Source organism: Streptomyces sp. CAU 1734 (assembly GCF_039888735.1).
GTDB lineage: Bacteria > Actinomycetota > Actinomycetes > Streptomycetales > Streptomycetaceae > Streptomyces.
Window position 1 is genome coordinate 474,328 of the sequence record NZ_JBDQQP010000003.1, and the last position, 16,639, is coordinate 490,966.

General features: G+C 72.6%; 12 protein-coding genes. 2 read left to right on the plus strand and 10 right to left on the minus strand.

Going from position 1 to position 16,639, the window contains the following annotated elements; translation table 11 throughout:
* Positions 1-59: 59 nt before the first annotated feature.
* From AAFN69_RS08190 to AAFN69_RS08225, 8 genes are all read right to left on the minus strand, one after another.
* Positions 60-1,196: a hypothetical protein gene (locus tag AAFN69_RS08190; protein WP_347727659.1), complete on the minus strand. Its 1,137-nt coding sequence runs from the start codon at positions 1,194-1,196 to the stop codon at positions 60-62.
* 200 nt (positions 1,197-1,396) lie between these two features.
* The gene (locus AAFN69_RS08195) at positions 1,397-2,320 is read right to left on the minus strand and encodes a hypothetical protein (RefSeq protein WP_347727660.1); all 924 of its coding nucleotides are present in this window, start codon (positions 2,318-2,320) and stop codon (positions 1,397-1,399) included.
* A 2-nt stretch (positions 2,321-2,322) separates the two neighbouring features.
* Positions 2,323-4,092: a sulfite reductase subunit alpha gene (locus AAFN69_RS08200; protein ID WP_347727661.1), complete on the minus strand. Its 1,770-nt coding sequence runs from the start codon at positions 4,090-4,092 to the stop codon at positions 2,323-2,325.
* Positions 4,089-9,731, minus strand: coding sequence for a glutamate synthase-related protein (locus AAFN69_RS08205; RefSeq protein ID WP_347727662.1), 5,643 nt, complete (start codon positions 9,729-9,731; stop codon positions 4,089-4,091). Before AAFN69_RS08205 ends, AAFN69_RS08200 begins: the two co-directional genes overlap by 4 nt.
* 217 nt (positions 9,732-9,948) lie before the next feature.
* Complete coding sequence (locus tag AAFN69_RS08210; protein ID WP_347727663.1) at positions 9,949-10,572, minus strand: hypothetical protein; 624 nt, start codon at positions 10,570-10,572, stop codon at positions 9,949-9,951.
* A complete protein-coding gene (locus AAFN69_RS08215) occupies positions 10,565-11,314 on the minus strand; it encodes an SDR family NAD(P)-dependent oxidoreductase (RefSeq protein WP_347727664.1) in 750 nt (249 codons plus the stop codon). Before AAFN69_RS08215 ends, AAFN69_RS08210 begins: the two co-directional genes overlap by 8 nt.
* On the minus strand, positions 11,311-12,267 hold the full coding sequence (locus AAFN69_RS08220; protein ID WP_347727665.1) for an AraC family transcriptional regulator: 957 nt from the start codon (positions 12,265-12,267) through the stop codon (positions 11,311-11,313). Before AAFN69_RS08220 ends, AAFN69_RS08215 begins: the two co-directional genes overlap by 4 nt.
* Positions 12,268-12,384: 117 nt before the next feature.
* A complete protein-coding gene (locus AAFN69_RS08225; RefSeq protein WP_347727666.1) occupies positions 12,385-12,699 on the minus strand; it encodes a VOC family protein in 315 nt (104 codons plus the stop codon).
* A gap of 288 nt (positions 12,700-12,987) precedes the next feature.
* Here AAFN69_RS08225 and AAFN69_RS08230 point away from each other — a divergent pair, with 288 nt between their 5' ends.
* On the plus strand, positions 12,988-13,242 hold the full coding sequence (locus AAFN69_RS08230; protein WP_347727667.1) for a hypothetical protein: 255 nt from the start codon (positions 12,988-12,990) through the stop codon (positions 13,240-13,242).
* Between the two features lie 47 nt (positions 13,243-13,289).
* Here AAFN69_RS08230 and AAFN69_RS08235 read toward each other — a convergent pair whose 3' ends face one another.
* Entirely contained in the window at positions 13,290-14,273 is a 984-nt protein-coding gene (locus AAFN69_RS08235; RefSeq protein ID WP_347727668.1) for a LuxR family transcriptional regulator, read from the minus strand.
* Between the two features lie 203 nt (positions 14,274-14,476).
* Between AAFN69_RS08235 and AAFN69_RS08240 the strand changes: the two genes are divergently transcribed.
* Positions 14,477-15,889, plus strand: a complete 1,413-nt coding sequence (locus AAFN69_RS08240) for an aminopeptidase P family protein (RefSeq protein ID WP_347727669.1) — start codon at positions 14,477-14,479, stop codon at positions 15,887-15,889.
* An 80-nt stretch (positions 15,890-15,969) separates the two neighbouring features.
* On the opposite strand, the gene AAFN69_RS08245 is transcribed toward AAFN69_RS08240, so the two are convergent.
* A complete protein-coding gene (locus AAFN69_RS08245) occupies positions 15,970-16,575 on the minus strand; it encodes a GNAT family N-acetyltransferase (protein ID WP_347727670.1) in 606 nt (201 codons plus the stop codon).
* Positions 16,576-16,639: the final 64 nt, after the last annotated feature.

The following is a 16,639-nucleotide window of genomic DNA, read 5'->3' on the forward strand; positions in this document are numbered from 1 at the left end:
CCGCACGCCCGGCTCACAGCGCGTTTCGGCGTGGTCGCCGCTCGCCCGGACGGCCGGGGTCAGCTCCCGGGGCGGTCCTCGGCGTTGTCCCGGACCCACACATACAGCGCGTCCACGGACTCCGAGGTCGTGCACCAGGCGCCGTCCCCCAGCGCGGCCGGGGCGTGGGAGGAGATGGGAAGGGGGTAGTCGATCCGTGTCAGGCCGCGCGCACCGGCGGTGTCGACCAGCCACTGCCGGCCCTCGCCCCACTCGTCGTCGCAGTCGATGGTCGACACGATCAGGGTCGTCTCGTCGAGGAAGCCGCCCGACCAGTCCCAGCAGGTCGGCATCTCGGCCTCGTCACCGTGCGGGGCGCCCCCGTGCCGGGGGATGGTGTCCACGGCGTCCCAGGTCAGCCCGTCCACCACCGCGCCGCGCGGGTCGCGGACGGCGAGTTCGTCCTGCTCGTGGGAGACGGTCATCAACCGCGCGCCCGACGCGCTCACATCCAGCGGAAGCAACTCGTCCTCCAGATGGGCGACCTCCAGACGCGTCCCGTCCCACCGGCCCCGGCGCGCGGCGGTCCCGTCCTGCCCCTCACCGATACCGAGGTGCATGCGGTGCGGGTCGAGCGGGTGGGGGAGATGGCGGCTGCCGCTCGCCGCGGCCCGGAGGTCGGTCCGCGCGAGCACCCGGCCGTCGGCGGGATCGAGCAGCAGCCACTCGTCCACCGCGTTCGGCAGCGGCCCGGCGCCCGTCAGCGGCCCGCGTATGTGCGCCCACACCAGGCCGCCGTCCGCCGAGAAGGCGACCGAACCGTTGCCCGGGAACTGGTGATCCCGGCGGTCCGTGTACTCCTCGCCGGACTCGTGCGACTCTCGGCAGGAGTCCGCCCAGCACCCGTGCCGGACCTCCCAGCGGACGGTCCCGGACGGCTCCACCGCGCGCACCGCGTGGGTCCCGGCGAAGACGGCCGCACTCCGGTCCGGCGCGACCGCCACGCCGCTGCGGAAACGCCTCCACGGCGCGGGAAAGCGCACCAGCGTCCCGGGCCGCGGGGCGAAGGCGTCGTCCAACTCCTGCGCCACGAGCTCCTCATCGCTCCGGTGCACCACCATCCGGCGGCCACTCCGTCCGGTGATCCGGGGCGGGCCCGCGCCGGGCGAGGTGATGAGCGCGGGGACGGTGGCGAGAAGCCGGGCACGAACGGACATGCGAATCTCCCGGGACGGCGGAATCACCGAAGGCTACGGCACCCCCGGGGCGGTCCGCGACGAACGCGATGGCTTCGGCGCCGGCGCTTGTGGCTCCCGTTACCGCTGTCGGCGGTGGTCTTCCCCGGCTCGGGTGACCTTGGCGTGATGGGTGACGACGCACCTGAAGGTCGGACAGCGAAATCCTGCTGGAGTACTGGCTAGGCGCCGGGCAGTGAGGCCGTGAGGCGTTCCCATTCCGCGTGCACCCGCTCGCCGACGATGCCGAACTGGGTGATGACCGCGACACACCGCCCGGTCTCGTCATCGAGCTCGATCGCCGAGGTCGGGCCGTGGGCGGCCGTCGAGCGGACGAGGCGGCAGGCCCGGACACCCGGGAGTGCGATCTGCACCGAGCTCTCCGCCATCGCCGCGAACAGCCGGCCGCCGATGGTCTGATCGGTGACATGGACCCGGCCGCTGCACACCTGCATGGCCGCCGGGGCGAACACCGCGACACCGATCGGCAGCCCGGCCGCGCAGACATGCTCCAGCACCGAGGGCACGACGCCGGTGTCGATCGCCCGGTACTCGCCCCGGTACCGGGCGAACGCCTCGCGCCGGGCGGTACCGCCGTCCGCGAGTACCGCGTCGAGCTGGGCGAGCTGGTCGCCGTTCTCCCACGCGGGCACCTCGGGGACCGCGAACGGGTCGCCGGCCGGGGATTCCGCGGCGGCCGGGGCGGCGAGTCCGGCCAGCAGGCGGTCACCCTCGGAGAGCAGCCGGCCCTGGTGCACGGTCCGGCCGGCCGCGTCGAGCAGATGCAGGGCGACCGCGCCGGCGCCCTCGTCCCGTACGACCACGGCCGAGGCGACCTTCTCGCCGTCGATGCGCAGCGCGATCGAGCCCGGCTGGACGGTGAACGCCTCACCGCGCAGGCTCGGGGCCGCGTAACTGCCGGCCTGCTCGATCCGCGCGACCGGGCCGCCGGTGACCGCCTGTACGTACTGGAAGAGCGTCAGACAGCGCGCGAGCTCCGGCATGCGCGCGTCGATCAGCCGCACGGTCCTGTTCCGTCCGCCACAGCCGTTCCCGGACGCGCGCGGGCCGTCGGCGTCGCGCGGCCCGGGAAGGTGGTTGGTCATGCTCAGTACACATCCCGTACATAGCGTTTCGCCCGGCGCAGATCCGCCAGATACCCCGCGGCGTCCTCGTCACCCCGGCCGCGCTGCTCCGCGATCACACCCAGCAGTGCCGCCTCGACATCCTTCGCCATCCGGGAGGCGTCGCCGCAGACATACACATGCGCGCCCTCCTCCAGCCACCCGTACAGCTCGCGCGACCGCTCGCGCATCCGGGTCTGGACATAGATCTTCTCGGCCTGGTCGCGTGAGAAGGCGAGGTCGAGCCGGGTCAGTACGCCCCGCTCCCGCAGCAGGGTGAGCTCGTCCTCGTACACGAAGTCCGTCTTGCGGTGCTGGTCGCCGAAGAACAGCCAGTTGTCACCGGAGGCGCCCCGCGCGGCGCGTTCGTGCAGGAAGCCGCGGAAGGGGGCGATACCGGTGCCCGGGCCGATCATGATCATGGGGACGCCGTCGTCGGCCGGGATGCCGAAGGCGGCGTTCGGCTGGAGGTGGACGCCGGCGGACGTGCCCTCGCCGACCCGGTCCGCGAGATGGGTCGACGCGACACCCTCGTACCGGCGGTTTCCGGCGGTGTACCGGATGGACGCGACGGTGAGGTGGACGCGGTCCGGGTGCGCGAGCGGGCTCGACGAGATCGAGTACTGCCGTGCCTGGAGCGGCCGGAGGAACGGCAGCAGTTCGCCGGCGCCCGGCGCGGCGGAACCGGCGTCCCGCAGCAGGTCGAGCACGTCCCGGCCCCAGAGCCAGGAGTCCAGGTCGGACCGGTCGCCGTGCGCGACCACCGCGGCGAGTTCGCTCGACGGCGCCCGCTCGACCAGGTCGGCCACCAGTTCCTTCGACGGGGTGCGGATCTCGCGCCCGGTGCGCAGCACCTCGGCGAGCGGCCGGCCGTCGATGTCCTCCTCGCCGCTCGCGCCGAGATGCGTCAGCAGCAGGCCGACGAGCGCGTCGTCGTTCACCGGTGTGACGGCGAGCGCGTCACCGGCCGTGTAGGTGATGCCGCTGTCGCCGAGGTCGAACTCGTAGTGGCGGATCTCCTTGGCGCTGTCCGGCGAGGAGAGCAGTCTGTTCACCGCGAGCCGCGACGGATAGGGGTTCCGCCTGTTCCAGGGGGAGCGGCCGGCGGGCGCGCCGGCCGGGGCCGCAGCGGCTGCCGGTGCGGTGTTCGCGGCCGGTACGCCGGTCTCGGCGGCCAGCCGGTCCACCACCGCGGCGGTCCACGCGGCGGCGGGCTCCTCGAAGTCCACATCGCAGTCGACGCGGTCGAGCAGCCGGACCGCGCCGAGCTGCTCCAAGTGCGTGTCGATCACTTTCGCGGCCTGGCAGAAGTCGTCGTACCCCCGGTCACCGAGCCCGAGGACCGCATAGCGCAGACCCTCCAGCCGGGGCGCCCCCTCGGCCTGGAGCGCCTCCCAGAACAGTCCGGCGTTGTCGGGCATCTCGCCCTCGCCGTAGGTCGAGGTGACCACGAGCAGATGGGACATGGCGGCGAGCCGCTCGGGCGTGATGTCGTCGAGCGCCGTGACATTCGCGCCGAGGCCGCGCGCGCGGGCCCCGGCGGCGGCCTCGCCCGCGAGGGATTCGGCGGTCCCGGTCTGGGTGCCGAACAGCACATCGACCGTGGCGGTCACCGGCGGAGTGCCGGCCGCGGCGGACTGCCGGCTCTCGGCGGCGGCGATGCCGGCGATGAACCCGGCGAGCCAGGACTCCTGTTCGGCCGAGAACGGCGCGTCGGCCAGGATGAGTGATCCGGTGGGGGGCATCAGTGTCATGCGGTCACCGCCTCGGTAGGGGCCTGCTGGGTGCTGCGTCCGGCGATGTCCGTGAGGGCCGCGGTCGCGAGCAGTTCGTCGAACCGGGCGGCCCGTACCCGCCCGGCGTTCTTCGCGTTCTGGTGGAGGATCCAGCCATAGGTGCCGGGAGCGTCCACACTCAGGTTGTTCCGCTGCCGCAGCGCTTGTTTGTAGTCGTCGAGCCGCTTGATCGCGATGAGCGTGGCGAGCTCGTCGTCGTCGAACCGCTCCAGAGCGCCGCGCAGGTACTTCACGACCCGCTGCTTGACCAGGAAGTCCTCGGTGAGGACGAGATTGCGGACCGCCTCGGCGACCCGGGGGTCGTCCAGACCGGCCGCGCCGGGCACCCGCTTGAGCGCGAGATCCTGGGCGACACCGAGAATCGTGTACGACGACAGCAGCGAGAACATCCCGTCGCCGCCCTGGTCGTTCAGTGCCGGGGCACGGCCGCCGAGCACGGTGCGGCGGTCGCGGTAGTCGACCTTGAACGCGCGCAGCTTGTCCGTCGCGATCGAGGTCGCGAGCTCGTCGAGGAGCTCGGTCCGGGTCGCCGCGGCGAGGATCTCCGAGGAGTCCTGGTACAGCAGCAGTGCCCGGGGCATCCCGCAGTACACATGGTTCCGCTCGGTTCCCCAGTTCTCCAGCAGCCGGGCCGCGAGCGGGGAACCGGTGGCCTCCAGATGCCACTCCAGGAGCAGCCGGGCGGCCTCCTCGTGGAAGGCGCCGTGCTCGGTGGCGGTCACCGGGAACACCAGGAGCGAGTCCGCGCTCACCCGGCCGGGCAGCTCGCCGGACGGGTCGTACTGGTAGAGGAATCCGCCGCTCATGCCATTGCCGAGGCCCTTGCCGAAGCCGCCGAGATTGAGCACGGTGCCGCCGGTCATGTACTCGCAGCCGAAGTCGCCGACGCCCTCCACGACCGCGGTCGCCCCGGAGTTGCGCACGGCGAACCGGTCCCCGGCCTCCCCCTCGACAAAGGTCCGGCCGCCGGTCGCGCCGAACAGCGCGAAGTTGCCGATGAGCACATTGCCGCCGCGTTCGGTGCTGCCGCCGCCCGGCGCGCGGACGATGATCCGGCCGCCGCTCTGGCTCTTGCCGACGCCGTCGTTCGCGGTGCCGGTGTGTTCGAGGGTGATGCCGTCGTTGCAGAACACGCCGTAGGACTGGCCGGCCGAGCCGCTGGTGCGGATGCGGACGGCGCCGTCGGTGAGACGGCGGCGGCCCCGGTCGTCGGTCACGATCGCGGGCGCGCCGGCCGAGCCGGCGGCGCCGGGCTCGTGGTTGAGAAGCCGCTCCACATCGATGCCGAGCTGACCGCCGACCGACTTGTCGCTGTTGCCGAGGCGGATGCCCTCGATGAGCACGGCCGGCTCGCGCCGGTCGACGAGCGCCGCACGGACCAGCTCGATGAGGGCGTCGTCGGTGGTGAAGTCCTTCTCCAGATACTCCGGGTCCGCGACGGTCTTCTCGGGTACGCGCGCCAGCAGACGGCGCACATCCAGGCGCCCGACGCTCGCGGGGTGGTCGAGCAGCTGGAGCAGGTCCGTGCGTCCCCGGGCCTCGCGCAGCGACCGCAGCCCGAGGCGGGCGAGGATCTGCCGGACATCGTGCGCGATGTTGAGCAGATACTGCGCCAGCGCGCGCGGGTCGCCCTCGAACGCCTCGGCGTTCGTGGTGAGTCCGGCGGGACACTTCACATTGCAGTTCTTGGCCATGACACAGCCGAGCATCATCAGCGCGGTGGTGCCGAACTCGAAGCTGTCGGCCCCCAGCAGCGCCGAGGTGACGACATCGCCGCCGGTCTGGTGCGCGCCGGAACAGCGCAGGACGACCTTCTGCCGGAGCCCGTTGGCGACGAGTGCCTGATGCACCTCGGCGACGCCGATCTCCGCCGACCGTCCCGCGTACTTGAGGCTGGTGACGGCCGCCGCGCCGGTGCCGCCGGTGTTCCCGGCGACGTTGATCACATCGGCACCGGCCTTGGCGACGCCGACCGCGATGGTGCCGATGCCCTCCGAGGACACCAGTTTCACGATGACCCGCACCCGCGCGGCCTTGCAGTCGTGGATGAGCTGTGCGAGATCCTCGATCGAGTAGGTGTCGTGGTGCGGCGGGGGCGAGATGAGCTCGATGCCCGGGGTGCCGCCGCGCGCCGCGGCGATGTCGACCGTGACCTTCGGCGCGGGGAGCTGACCGCCCTCGCCCGGCTTCGCACCCTGGCCGATCTTGATTTCGAGCTCTTCGAGCATCGGGTCGGCGAGATAGCCCGCCCAGATCCCGAACCTGCCCGACGCGAACTGCTTGATCCGGGAGCCGCGGATGGTGCCGTACCGGGAGTGGTGTTCGCCGCCCTCACCGCTGTTGGACATGGCGCCGACCATGTTCGCGCCGTGCGCGACGGCCTCGTGCGCGGTCGCCACCAGCGCGCCGTGGCTCATCGCGCCGGAGGCGAGGGCGGGGGTGATCTCGTGCGCGGGCTGCACCCGGTCGAGCGGAAGGCTCTCGGGCGCGCTCGTGAGGAGGGTGAGCAGCCGCGCGGCGGTGCCGCGCGCGGTGACGACGACACCGCCGGCGTCGGCGGTCAGGGTCTCGACCTCGCCGGGGTGCGAGAGGGCCAGTCCATCGGCGAGTGCGGTGTGCCGCGCGGTGGCGTCGAGTGCGGTGTGCCGTTCGGCGAGGTCGGGCGCGGTGTGCTGTGCGGACGCGTCGGACGCGTCGGGCGCGGTGTGTTCGGCGGGGCCGCCGGAGCCGGTGGGGGCGAGGCACAGACGGGCCGTCACCGAGTCCGCGTCCGCCGCCGGATCGGCGACCGACACGGTCACCCCCCGGACCATGACACTCGCGTTGCCGGTGGTGGAGAACCGGCCGAGCTCCCGGGCGAAGTCCTCCGGGGTGCGCAGCCCCGTGACATCCGCGGGCAGCGCGAGCACATCGCGAAGCGCGGACGGGCGGCGGAGGCGTTCCTGATGTGTCGTGCGCAGAAAGGCGCGGTATCCGGGGGTGATCCGGAACGCGTCGATCTCGGCGTCGCCGAGGGCGTCGTACCCGGTGTTCCGGTACGCCGCGTCGGTGATGCCGAACGCGTCGCCGAGCCGGCCGAGGGTGAGCAGACGGAGCGCGTCGGAGTCGTCCGGCCGGGCGAACTCCGGCCGCTCCTCGGTCATGTCGCCGAAGCCGCGCACGGCCGTGATGCCGAACGAGTGCCCGGCGCCGTCCGACCGCTCCTTGAAGAGCCCGAGCAGCGGGATCTGCTGCTCCGACTCGACTGTGCGGGCCCGCTCGTGCCACTCGGTGGCGGCCTGGGCGATACGGGCGAATCCGACACCGCCCACCGGGGCGTCCATGTGCGGGAAGATCCGCGCGAACACATCGTCGCGGGTGTCGAGATAGTTCGGTTCGAAGAACTCGCCGCCGATATAGCTCTCGGCGGTGCAGAGTCCGACCCGTCCCATGGTCTTGGCGAGTGACTTCTCGGCGGCCTTGCGGAATCTCGCGAGCGCCCGGTCGGTCTCGGTGATCTCGCCCGCGGGCGCGGGCGCGCTCGGGTGCTTCTCCTCGGCGCGCAGCCGCGCGCTGAGGCTGTAGACGGCCGAGGCGCCGAAGCCGAGCGCGGTGGCGACATGGTGCGAGGAGGCCAGCTGGCCGCTCTCCGCCACGATCGAGACGCGCAGCCGCAGCCCGGTCTCGATGAGGCGCTGGTTCACCGCCGCGACGGCGTGGATCACCGGCAGCGGCGCGTGTTCCGAGGAGATCGCCCGGTCGCTGAGGAGCGCGATACCGCCCCGCTCGCCGGCGAACCGCTCCACCTCGTCGCAGAGCCGGCCGAGCGCGGACCGGAGGGCGTCGGCGTTCGCGGTCTCGTCGCCGGGCACCGGGACGTAGAGCATGGCGAACCGCTCCAGCGGCACGATCGTCTGATCGCGCAGCCGGACCATGTCGAGGTGTCCGAGGACGGGGGAGGAGAGCACGAGCTGCCGGCCGCCCGTCGCGCCGGTTCCGCTGCCGGTGCCGTCGGGCTTGGGGCCGAGGGCGACCCGCATGCTCATGCCGTCGGCCTCGCGGATGCTGTCGAGCGGCGGGTTGGTCACCTGGGCGAAGCGCTGCGAGAAGTACTTCGCCATACCGCCCTCGGTGTCGCTGAGCGCGTTGATGGCATTGCCGTAACCCATCGCCGAGATCCGCTCCGACCCGGTGGCGAGCATCGGGTCGAGCATGAACCGGAAGCTCTCCTGGTTCAGCGAGTACGCCACGTACCGCCCGGCGAGCGTGAGGTCGCCGTCGTATCCGAGGGTGTTCGTGCCGCGCTCGTAGCCGGGGGCCGGCAGATCGTCGAGGTGCACCCGGGCCTCGCTCAGCAGCTCGGAGTACGGGCGCCGCGCGGCCAGCGATTCGAGCACCTCGCGGGTGCGCATCCGGCGGCCGGTGCGGTGGTCGACGACGAGCATGCCGCCGGCCTCGATACGGCCCCGGTGCACGACCTCGTCGTCGGGGAAGGCGACCTGGCCGGCCTCCGACGCCACCATGAGGTACTCGGAGGTCTCGACCGTGCGGAGCGGGCGCAGGCCGAGCCGGTCGAGCCGGGCGCCGACGACATCCCCGTCACTGAAGATCACCGCCGCCGGGCCGTCGTTCTTCTCCTCGTACAGCGAGAAGTACTCCAGCATGTCCCGCACGACGGGGGGCAGTGTGCTGTCGTTCTCCCACGCGGGCGGCATGAGTGACACGACCGCCTCGACGATGTCCAGGCCGTCGTCGAAGACCCGGCTCTGCAGGGTCTGGTCGAGCCGGCTGGAGTCCGACTGGCCCGGCGGGCGGACGATGCTCCTGGTGCGGGCGCGGGCGAGCGCCTCGTCGGAGAGCCGGTTCTTGCGGTCGGTGTTGAGCTCGCCGTTGTGCGCCATCAGCCGGAACGGCTGTGCCATGGTCGGGTGCGGCTCGGTGTTCGTGGAGAACCGGGTGTGGAAGTACAGGGACCGGACCGAGTGCCGCGGGTCGCCGAGGTCGCGGAAGTATCCGATGACCTCGCCGGAGTTGAGCCGCCCCTTGAGGACCTGGGTCCGGGCGCTCAGCGAGAGCGGGTACAGCCCGGCGTACCGCTCATCCGCGTAGGCGGCGGCCTCGACGGCGAGCAGCGCGCGGTTGGCGGCCTCGTCGACCTCGCCGCGACCGAGGCTTCCCGGCGCCCGGAACACCCACTGCACGATGGGGAGCTGGTGCCGCTCGGCGGCGGGGCGGGCGACGGTGTGATCGACCGGGACGTCACGGACCAGCAGTACCTCGAAGCCCTGCTCGGCGATGCTCCGGCCGACGAGATCCACCGCGCCGTCGCGGCGGTCGCCGGCCGGCACGAAGCAGTTCGCGACGCCGAAGTGCCCGGCGCGCAGCTTCTCGCCGGTGATCGCGCCGAAGAACTCCACCGACAGGTCGACACTCACGCCCGCGCCGTCGCCGACTCCCTCGGCGGACTTGCCGCCCCGGTGCGGGATGGTGCGGAGAGCCTCGTCGCCCTTGCGGATGACGTCGTGGCTCGGCGTCCCGTCGAGGCGGGTGATGAAGCCGACACCGCAGTCGCTGTGATCGCGGGCAGGGTTGTACAGACCGAGGGGGGAGTGATTCACGTGGGTCCCGTCAGCGAGAATTCCGGCAGCGGACGGCCAGGCTGCGTCGGTGAAGCGCTCGCCGCGGGCCGGCCGGTGCGACGGCCGGGCCCTGAGTGGTGTGAATGTGTACGGTAAGGGTTACCTAATATTCGCCGCAAGTGTTTGCCTGTCCAGGATGTGGGACGGGTCCTGGACAGGCGGCGGCGCGGTGAGCCGCACCGGCACCGGGTGGACGTCAGCGGTGCGGCTCCCCCGGAAGGGGTGATTCGGCCGCCGGGCGCCGCGCCAGAACCTCCGCCAGCAGCCGTTCGGCCCGCCGGGAGCGGCGCAGCAGACGAGGCGCCCGGGCCCCGGCGACGGCGAGAAGCGTCACGGGCAGCGGACGCCCGATCAGTACGGCCAGGGCGACCGACCAGGGCGGCACACCGGCCAGCGCGCACACCAGCACGCCGACCCGGGGCGTCCAGGGCAGCAGCGCGAGAAGCGCGAGCGCCCCGACTCCGTTCCGCGATACGAAGCCGCCGGCCTCGCGGAGCTCGTCACGGCCGGGAACGAGCCCGCCGACGGTCTCCAGCAGCCAGGGCCCGGCCAGCTGTACGGCCGTCGCCACCGTGAACGCGCCCAGGGCCGAGGCGATGACGAAGGTCAGCGCGATCATCCGGCTGCGCCGGGGGTGCAGCGCCGATGCCCCCACCAGGATCATCTGGTTGGGCAGGACCGGCAGCGCGTAGTCGCTGAACGGGAAGACGGCGAGCGCCGGAAGGAACCACGGCCGGTGCGCGGCCCGGTCGAGCCGTACCAGAACGCGGCCGGCGCGGGTGGTGGGACCGCCGGGAGCGGGGTGCGGGGCGTCAGCCATGGCGCAGCGCGCGGTAGCCGACGGACGGGGCGACCCGCATCAGGGCGGGCAGCAGGCGGGCCTTGCCGACATTGATCTCCGTCCGGTCGTGCCGGATGCCCTCGACCACCGCCCGCGCCGCCTCGGCCGCGCTGATCTTGCCCCGGCCCCGGCCCGCGGTCATGTCGGTGTCGACGAGCGGGAGGGTCACATCAATCACCCGGACATGGGGCGCACTCGCCTCGCACTGGTAGCGCAGGGCCCGGGTGAAGGTCCGCACCGCCGACTTGGCGGCGCAGTACACCGGCGCCGATGCCTTGGGTATGAGGGCCAGACCGCTGCCGATGTTCACGATCGCGGCCGACGGCCGGCGGCTGAGGTGGGGGAGCAGGCCGGTGGAGAGTGTGATGACGGCGTCCAGATTGACCGCCAGTTCCCGGCGGAGTACCGGCCGGAGGTCGCGCGGGTCGGTGGTCAGGAAATCGCTGAGGTTCTGCACCCCGGCGTTGTTGATGACGACGGAGACCTCGGGGTGACGGGCGGGAAGTGAGTCGCTGTAGGCGTCCACGGCGCCGGGGTCGGAGAGGTCCAGCAGCTCGGCCGAGACCCGGTCGCCGTACTCGGCCGTGAGACCGGCGAGCCCGTCCGGGTCACGGCCCACCGCCACCACATGCGCGCCGAGTCCGGTCAGCCGCCGGGTCAGCGCCCGGCCGACGCCGCGGGTCCCGCCCGTGACGAGAACCGTTCTGCCGGTGAGGTTCATGGAGTCGTACCCTTCGTCGGTTCAGGTGTCAGGAGCCTTCGCGCGCCGGGGGCCGGCCGCCGGAACGCCGAGCGGTAGGCCGCGGGTGTCATGGCGGTCCGGAGTTTGAAGTGGCGGGTGAAATGGGGCTGGTCCGCATAGCCGCAGACGAAGCCGATGACGCTGACGGGATGGTCGCCGCGCATGAGCAGCTCGGCGGCGGTCTCCGTGCGCACTCTCCCCAGCAGCCCGCTGAACCCTCCCGCGTCCGCCAGCCGCCGCTGGAGGCTCCGCGGCGGGATCCCCAGCTCGTCGGAGAGCCGGCCGAGGGTCCAGCGCCGGGCGGGGTCGGCCGCGAGCAGCCGTCGCGTGCGGGAGATCTCGTCCCGGCCGAGGACGCGCGCCCGGGGATCCGCCGGCAGTGGCGTCCGCGACCAGCCGAACCGCCACAGAGCGCTGTCCCGCGGGGGCGGGGGCGCGAGGAAGACACCGTCCGAGTACACGGTGACCGGTGCGCCCCGGCCCGCGGCGACCCGGATGTCCCGCACTCCGCGCAGCGCGAGCAGCGCCGTCAGCACGCCGAGGACCAGGGCGTCCTCGGCGGGATCCGGCGGCGCGCCGGGCGGTCCGACGTGTTCCGCGACGAGGTGTTCCGCGCCGCGCTCCCGGACCATCACCCGGTGGCGGGAGTGGGTGAACCGCTCCAGCCGCTGCCACCGCTCGAACAGATCGTGCGGAGTGACGGCGCTCAGCAGGGCCGAGACGGCCGGATCGGAGGTGTCCGACGACAGCGCCGAACCGGCCCGCAGCAGGGGGAGCAGCCCGTGTTCGCGGGCCACATCCCGCAGGAACCGGTGCTTGGCCTGGAACGGCAGCAGGGCCCCGCCGCTCCTGGGCGCGACGGTGGAGATGCCCTCCACCGCCAGCGCGCGCTGGACCAGTGCCACCAGTCCGGCACTCGCGTACTCCTCCATGACCGCCCCTTCCGTCCCGCTCGGACGGCACCGTACGGCCGCCGGCCCCGGGGTGTCTTGAACGATCGCGCCACACGGTCCCCGGCCGGGCAGGCGGGGGCCGTGTGGCGCGCGGTGTCAGGGCCGGCCGTGCGCGGGCGCCGACTCGCCGGGGACGGTCAGGACGACGGTCCGCCCGTCCGGGTCGGTCAGCACATGCCGGCCGGGGGCGGCCGAGCCGCCGGAGGCCGTCAGTCCGAGACGCAGCCTGCCGGTGGCCGGGCGGTCGCCGGCGGGGTAGAGCTCCAGCACGGCCCCGTCGCCGAGGACGGCGGCCCAGTGGTCGGGCCCGGTTCCGTGCCGCTCGGGCGCGAAGTTCAGCCCGAGGCCGGTGTAGAAGGCGTGGCAGGCTTCGAGCCGCCCGGTGTGGATGACGATGAGATCGATGCGCACGGTTCTCCTGTCGAAACGTTCGGGGCCGATCGAGGTGTACAAGGCGTAGGGCGTACAAGGTGTACGAGATGTACGAGGCGTACGAGGCGTACGAGGCGTACGAGATGCTCGCGGTGGCGCGGTGTCCCCCGTGGTCGCGGGGGAGTGAACAGCAAGATCATCCACTATTTGGTCCAGACCAATCGGAATGTGCGCTTCCCGTTGATTTGTGCCGTAAGTGCGTGGAAGCTCATGGCCGGCGCCGCGATGAACCCCGGTGCTCCCGGTGATGAAGGAGAGCGCACAGCCATGTCCATACGCACCATGCTTTCCACCACGACCGTCGCCGTCTCCCTGGTGGGGACCGCACTTCTGACCGCTCCGGCCGCACAGGCCGCCCCCGTCCCCGCGCCCGCGTCCACCGGTCAGTGGGTGAGCTACGGCGGCAACTCCTCCTTCGGCGCCTGCCTCCAGTCCGGCGCCGGCTGGGTCGCCAGGGGAGTCTTCTACAACTACGCCTGCGAGATCACCGAGCCCTACACCCTGTGGGCCTGGCGCGTCTGACCCGCCGGGGCCCCGGCACTCCCGCTCCGCCGCGGGGGTGCCGGGGCTCACAGCCAGCCGCTGCGCTGGGCCTGGAGAGCGAGCTGAAAGCGGTTCGCGGCGCCCAGCCGCGCCATCAGGATCTGGAGCCGCCGGAACAGCGTGCGGCGGCTGACGCCCAGCTCGCGGGCGATCACCTCGTCACTCGCACCGCCCGCCAGCAGCCACAGCAGCCGCCGGTCGGCGGGCGGCAGACCGCCCGGGCGGGTGGTGCGCCCCTGGAAGGGCAGGGCGTTCCGCCACGACTGCTCGAAGAGCGCCATCAGCGCGGAGAGCAGCCCGCACGGCTGCACGACCAGCATGGTGTTGTGCACATCGGCCTCCCTGATCGACAGCGAGACCAGCGCGTACGCCTCGTCGATGATCACCAGCTTGACCGGTACCGACGGCAGCACCCTGGCCTGTTCACCGGCCCGGACACAGGGCTCGATCACATCCCGCAGATGGCCCGGATGCTCCAGCGACTCCCGCGAGTACACGACCCGCTGTGTCACCCCGCGCGCCAGCGTGGCCAGCGCGTCCTCCGTGGCGCCGGGCAGGGGGAAGTACGGCGGCGACTCGAACTGGCGGATCTGCTCGCGGGCGCTCGCCCAGGCCCGGCGGATCCTGGGGCCGATGGTGTCGCCGGTGACGACCTCGACGAGATCGTCGTTGTACGCGGCGAGCCGCTGCCGGCGGAACGACTCGAACGCGCCGCCGACGGCGATCCGCGACTCCTCCACCTCGGCCGCCCGGTGCCGGGCGAGGATCTCCAGGCCCGCGGCGGGCGGAACCGGGGCGACCATGTCCGCGCCCTCCTCGGCGGCGCTGGCCAGACCGGCGTCCACCAGCGCTCCGTACGCCGCCGTGAGCTCCGCACCGCTCAGACCGGCCGCGGACGCGATGACGCTCAGCGGGGCGGGGGCCAGTTCCAGGAGGGTCTGATAGACCCGGGCCGCGTCCCGGTCGAGCCCCAGCAGCCGGAGCGCCTCACGGAGTTTCGCGTTCGTCATGTGTCCCATTGTCGACGGCCGGCACTCGCTGTCTGGCCGATCCGTGCCAGTGGCACACCTCGGCACCCGGCGGACGGGGTGCGGGATACCGTCCGGAGGCCGCCGGCGACCGGTGGCAGCGAGGGAGCCCGGGCCATACGGCGGGAAGGCCGGTCCGGGTGGCTCCCGCCGCTCACGAAAACCGCCAGGGGAAGGTGTACGACATGGCGAAAGGCCGGAAGAACGGTCTCTACTCAGGGATCTCCGAGGAGCTCTCCGCGCTGATGCGGACGGGGTGGGCGGACACCGAGCGCCACGATCCGCGGCCCGCGGAGCAGGCCCCGTACGCGGCCCGCCGCCGTGCCGCGCTCTCCGCGTGCTTCCCCGGCGAGCGCCTCGTGATCCCCTCCGGGAACCTCAAGGTCCGCTCGAACGACGACAGCTATCCCTTCCGGCCGTACACCGGCTATGTGCACATGACCGGTGACCGGGCGCGGGACGGCGCCCTCGTCCTCGAACCCCGGGCGGACGGCGGCCATGACGCCTACTGTTACCAGCTCCCCCGGGACAGCAGGGACGACAACGAGTTCTGGACCGGGCCCACGGCGGAGCTGTGGATGGGCCGGCGCCGCACCCTCGCCGAGTCGGCGGCCGTGCTCGGGCTGCCCTGCCGTGATGTGCGCACGGCCGCCGCCGATCTGGCCGCCGCCTCCGGCGCGCCGACCCGGATCGTCCGGGGGGTGGACCCGGCCCTGGAGGCCGCCGTCACCACGGAGGAGGAGCGCGACGGCGAACTGGAGGAGGCGCTGAGCGATCTCCGCCTGGTCAAGGACGAGTGGGAGATCGCCGAGCTCGGCAAGGCCGTGGACTCCACCGTGCGGGGATTCACCGATGTGATCGCGGAGCTCTCCCGCGCGATCGCCTCCTCCGAGCGGTGGATCGAGGGCACCTTCTTCCGCCGCGCGCGCCTGGAGGGCAATTCCGTCGGCTACGGCTCGATCTGCGCCGCGGGCGAGCACGCCACGATCATGCACTGGACCGACAACGACGGCCCGGTGCGCCCGGGGGATCTGCTGCTGCTCGACGCCGGAGTGGAGACCCACACCCTCTACACCGCCGATGTCACCCGCACCCTTCCGATCAGCGGCACCTTCACACCGATTCAGCGCAAGGTCTACGACGCGGTGTACGAGTCGCAGGAGGCCGGCATGGCCGCGGTGCGGCCCGGCGCCGCGTACCGCGACTTCCACGAGGCGAGCCAGCGCTCGCTCGCGGCCCGGCTGGTCGAGTGGGGCTTCATCGAGGGACCGGCGGAGCGTGCGTACGATCTCGGCCTCCAGCGCCGCTTCACCATGGCCGGCACCGGTCACATGCTCGGTCTGGACGTCCACGACTGCGCGCAGGCCCGGAACGAGGAGTACGTGGACGGTGTGCTGGAGCCGGGCATGGTGCTCACCGTCGAGCCCGGCCTGTACTTCCAGCCGGACGATCTCACGGTGCCCGAGGAGTGGCGCGGCATCGGCGTCCGTATCGAGGACGACCTGGTGGTGACCGCCGACGGGCACCGGAATCTGTCGGCGGGGCTGCCCCGCTCGGCGGACGAGGTCGAGGCGTGGATGGCCCGGTTCGCGGGCTGAGCCCGGCGTGGGGCCGGCGCTCTTCGGGGCGGGGGGGAGCGGGCACGCGCGAGGGACCGATTCCCGCGTGCCCGCCCGGCTCAGCGCGGCGCCGGACCGCCCGCGGCGCTCTGTTCGAACCGCTCACGCGGGCAGACGCAGAGGAAGGCGTCCTTCTCCGGCTTGGCGATTCTCTCGGTGACCGTGAAGCCGGCGTACTCGAAGATCCGGCGCGCGGCGGTGTTGCGGACATCCGGCTCGACCACCACGCGCCGGGTCGCCCGGTCGGCGAAGAGCTCCGTCATCGCGCGGGTGATCGCGGCGCGGGTGAAGCCGTGTACGGGGGTGTCGGTCGGCGCGACCAGGAAGTGCAGCCCGACATCGCCCGGTTCGGGCGAGTAGAGACCCACCAGATCCACATGTCTCGGGTCGTAGCGCTCCATCAGGAAGGCGGGCTCGCCGTCCGCCAGGCCGATGAAGGCGTCGCGGTGCTCGTGCGCCGCTATCGCCATGTACTCGCGTTCGACGTCCTGGAGCCGTGCGTCCTGCATCATCCAGAACACGGCCTTGGGGTGGGTGACCCACTGATGGACCAGTCCGGAGTCGGCCAGGGGGTCGAGAGGGCGGATGGTGAGGACGGCCGGGTCCGCGCCGGCCGTGCCGCCGATGGTGCTGCCCGTGGCTTCATCGGGCAGGTGCGTACGCATGCAATGCCCTTCTGGGTAGGGTGCCCGGCCGCCTCCACGGGCCGCCGGGGTTGATCCACTTAGG

What these genes read in the sequence shown, in the direction of transcription:
- AAFN69_RS08245 (WP_347727670.1), bottom strand. Translation starts at nt 16,575, where the DNA reads ATGCGTACGCACCTGCCCGATGAAGCCACGGGCAGCACCATCGGCGGC.
- AAFN69_RS08235 (WP_347727668.1), bottom strand. Translation starts at nt 14,273, where the DNA reads ATGACGAACGCGAAACTCCGTGAGGCGCTCCGGCTGCTGGGGCTCGAC.
- AAFN69_RS08230 (WP_347727667.1), top strand. Translation starts at nt 12,988, where the DNA reads ATGTCCATACGCACCATGCTTTCCACCACGACCGTCGCCGTCTCCCTG.
- AAFN69_RS08215 (WP_347727664.1), bottom strand. Translation starts at nt 11,314, where the DNA reads ATGAACCTCACCGGCAGAACGGTTCTCGTCACGGGCGGGACCCGCGGC.
- AAFN69_RS08210 (WP_347727663.1), bottom strand. Translation starts at nt 10,572, where the DNA reads ATGGCTGACGCCCCGCACCCCGCTCCCGGCGGTCCCACCACCCGCGCC.
- AAFN69_RS08240 (WP_347727669.1), top strand. Translation starts at nt 14,477, where the DNA reads ATGGCGAAAGGCCGGAAGAACGGTCTCTACTCAGGGATCTCCGAGGAG.
- AAFN69_RS08220 (WP_347727665.1), bottom strand. Translation starts at nt 12,267, where the DNA reads ATGGAGGAGTACGCGAGTGCCGGACTGGTGGCACTGGTCCAGCGCGCG.
- AAFN69_RS08200 (WP_347727661.1), bottom strand. Translation starts at nt 4,092, where the DNA reads ATGACACTGATGCCCCCCACCGGATCACTCATCCTGGCCGACGCGCCG.
- AAFN69_RS08195 (WP_347727660.1), bottom strand. Translation starts at nt 2,320, where the DNA reads ATGACCAACCACCTTCCCGGGCCGCGCGACGCCGACGGCCCGCGCGCG.
- AAFN69_RS08190 (WP_347727659.1), bottom strand. Translation starts at nt 1,196, where the DNA reads ATGTCCGTTCGTGCCCGGCTTCTCGCCACCGTCCCCGCGCTCATCACC.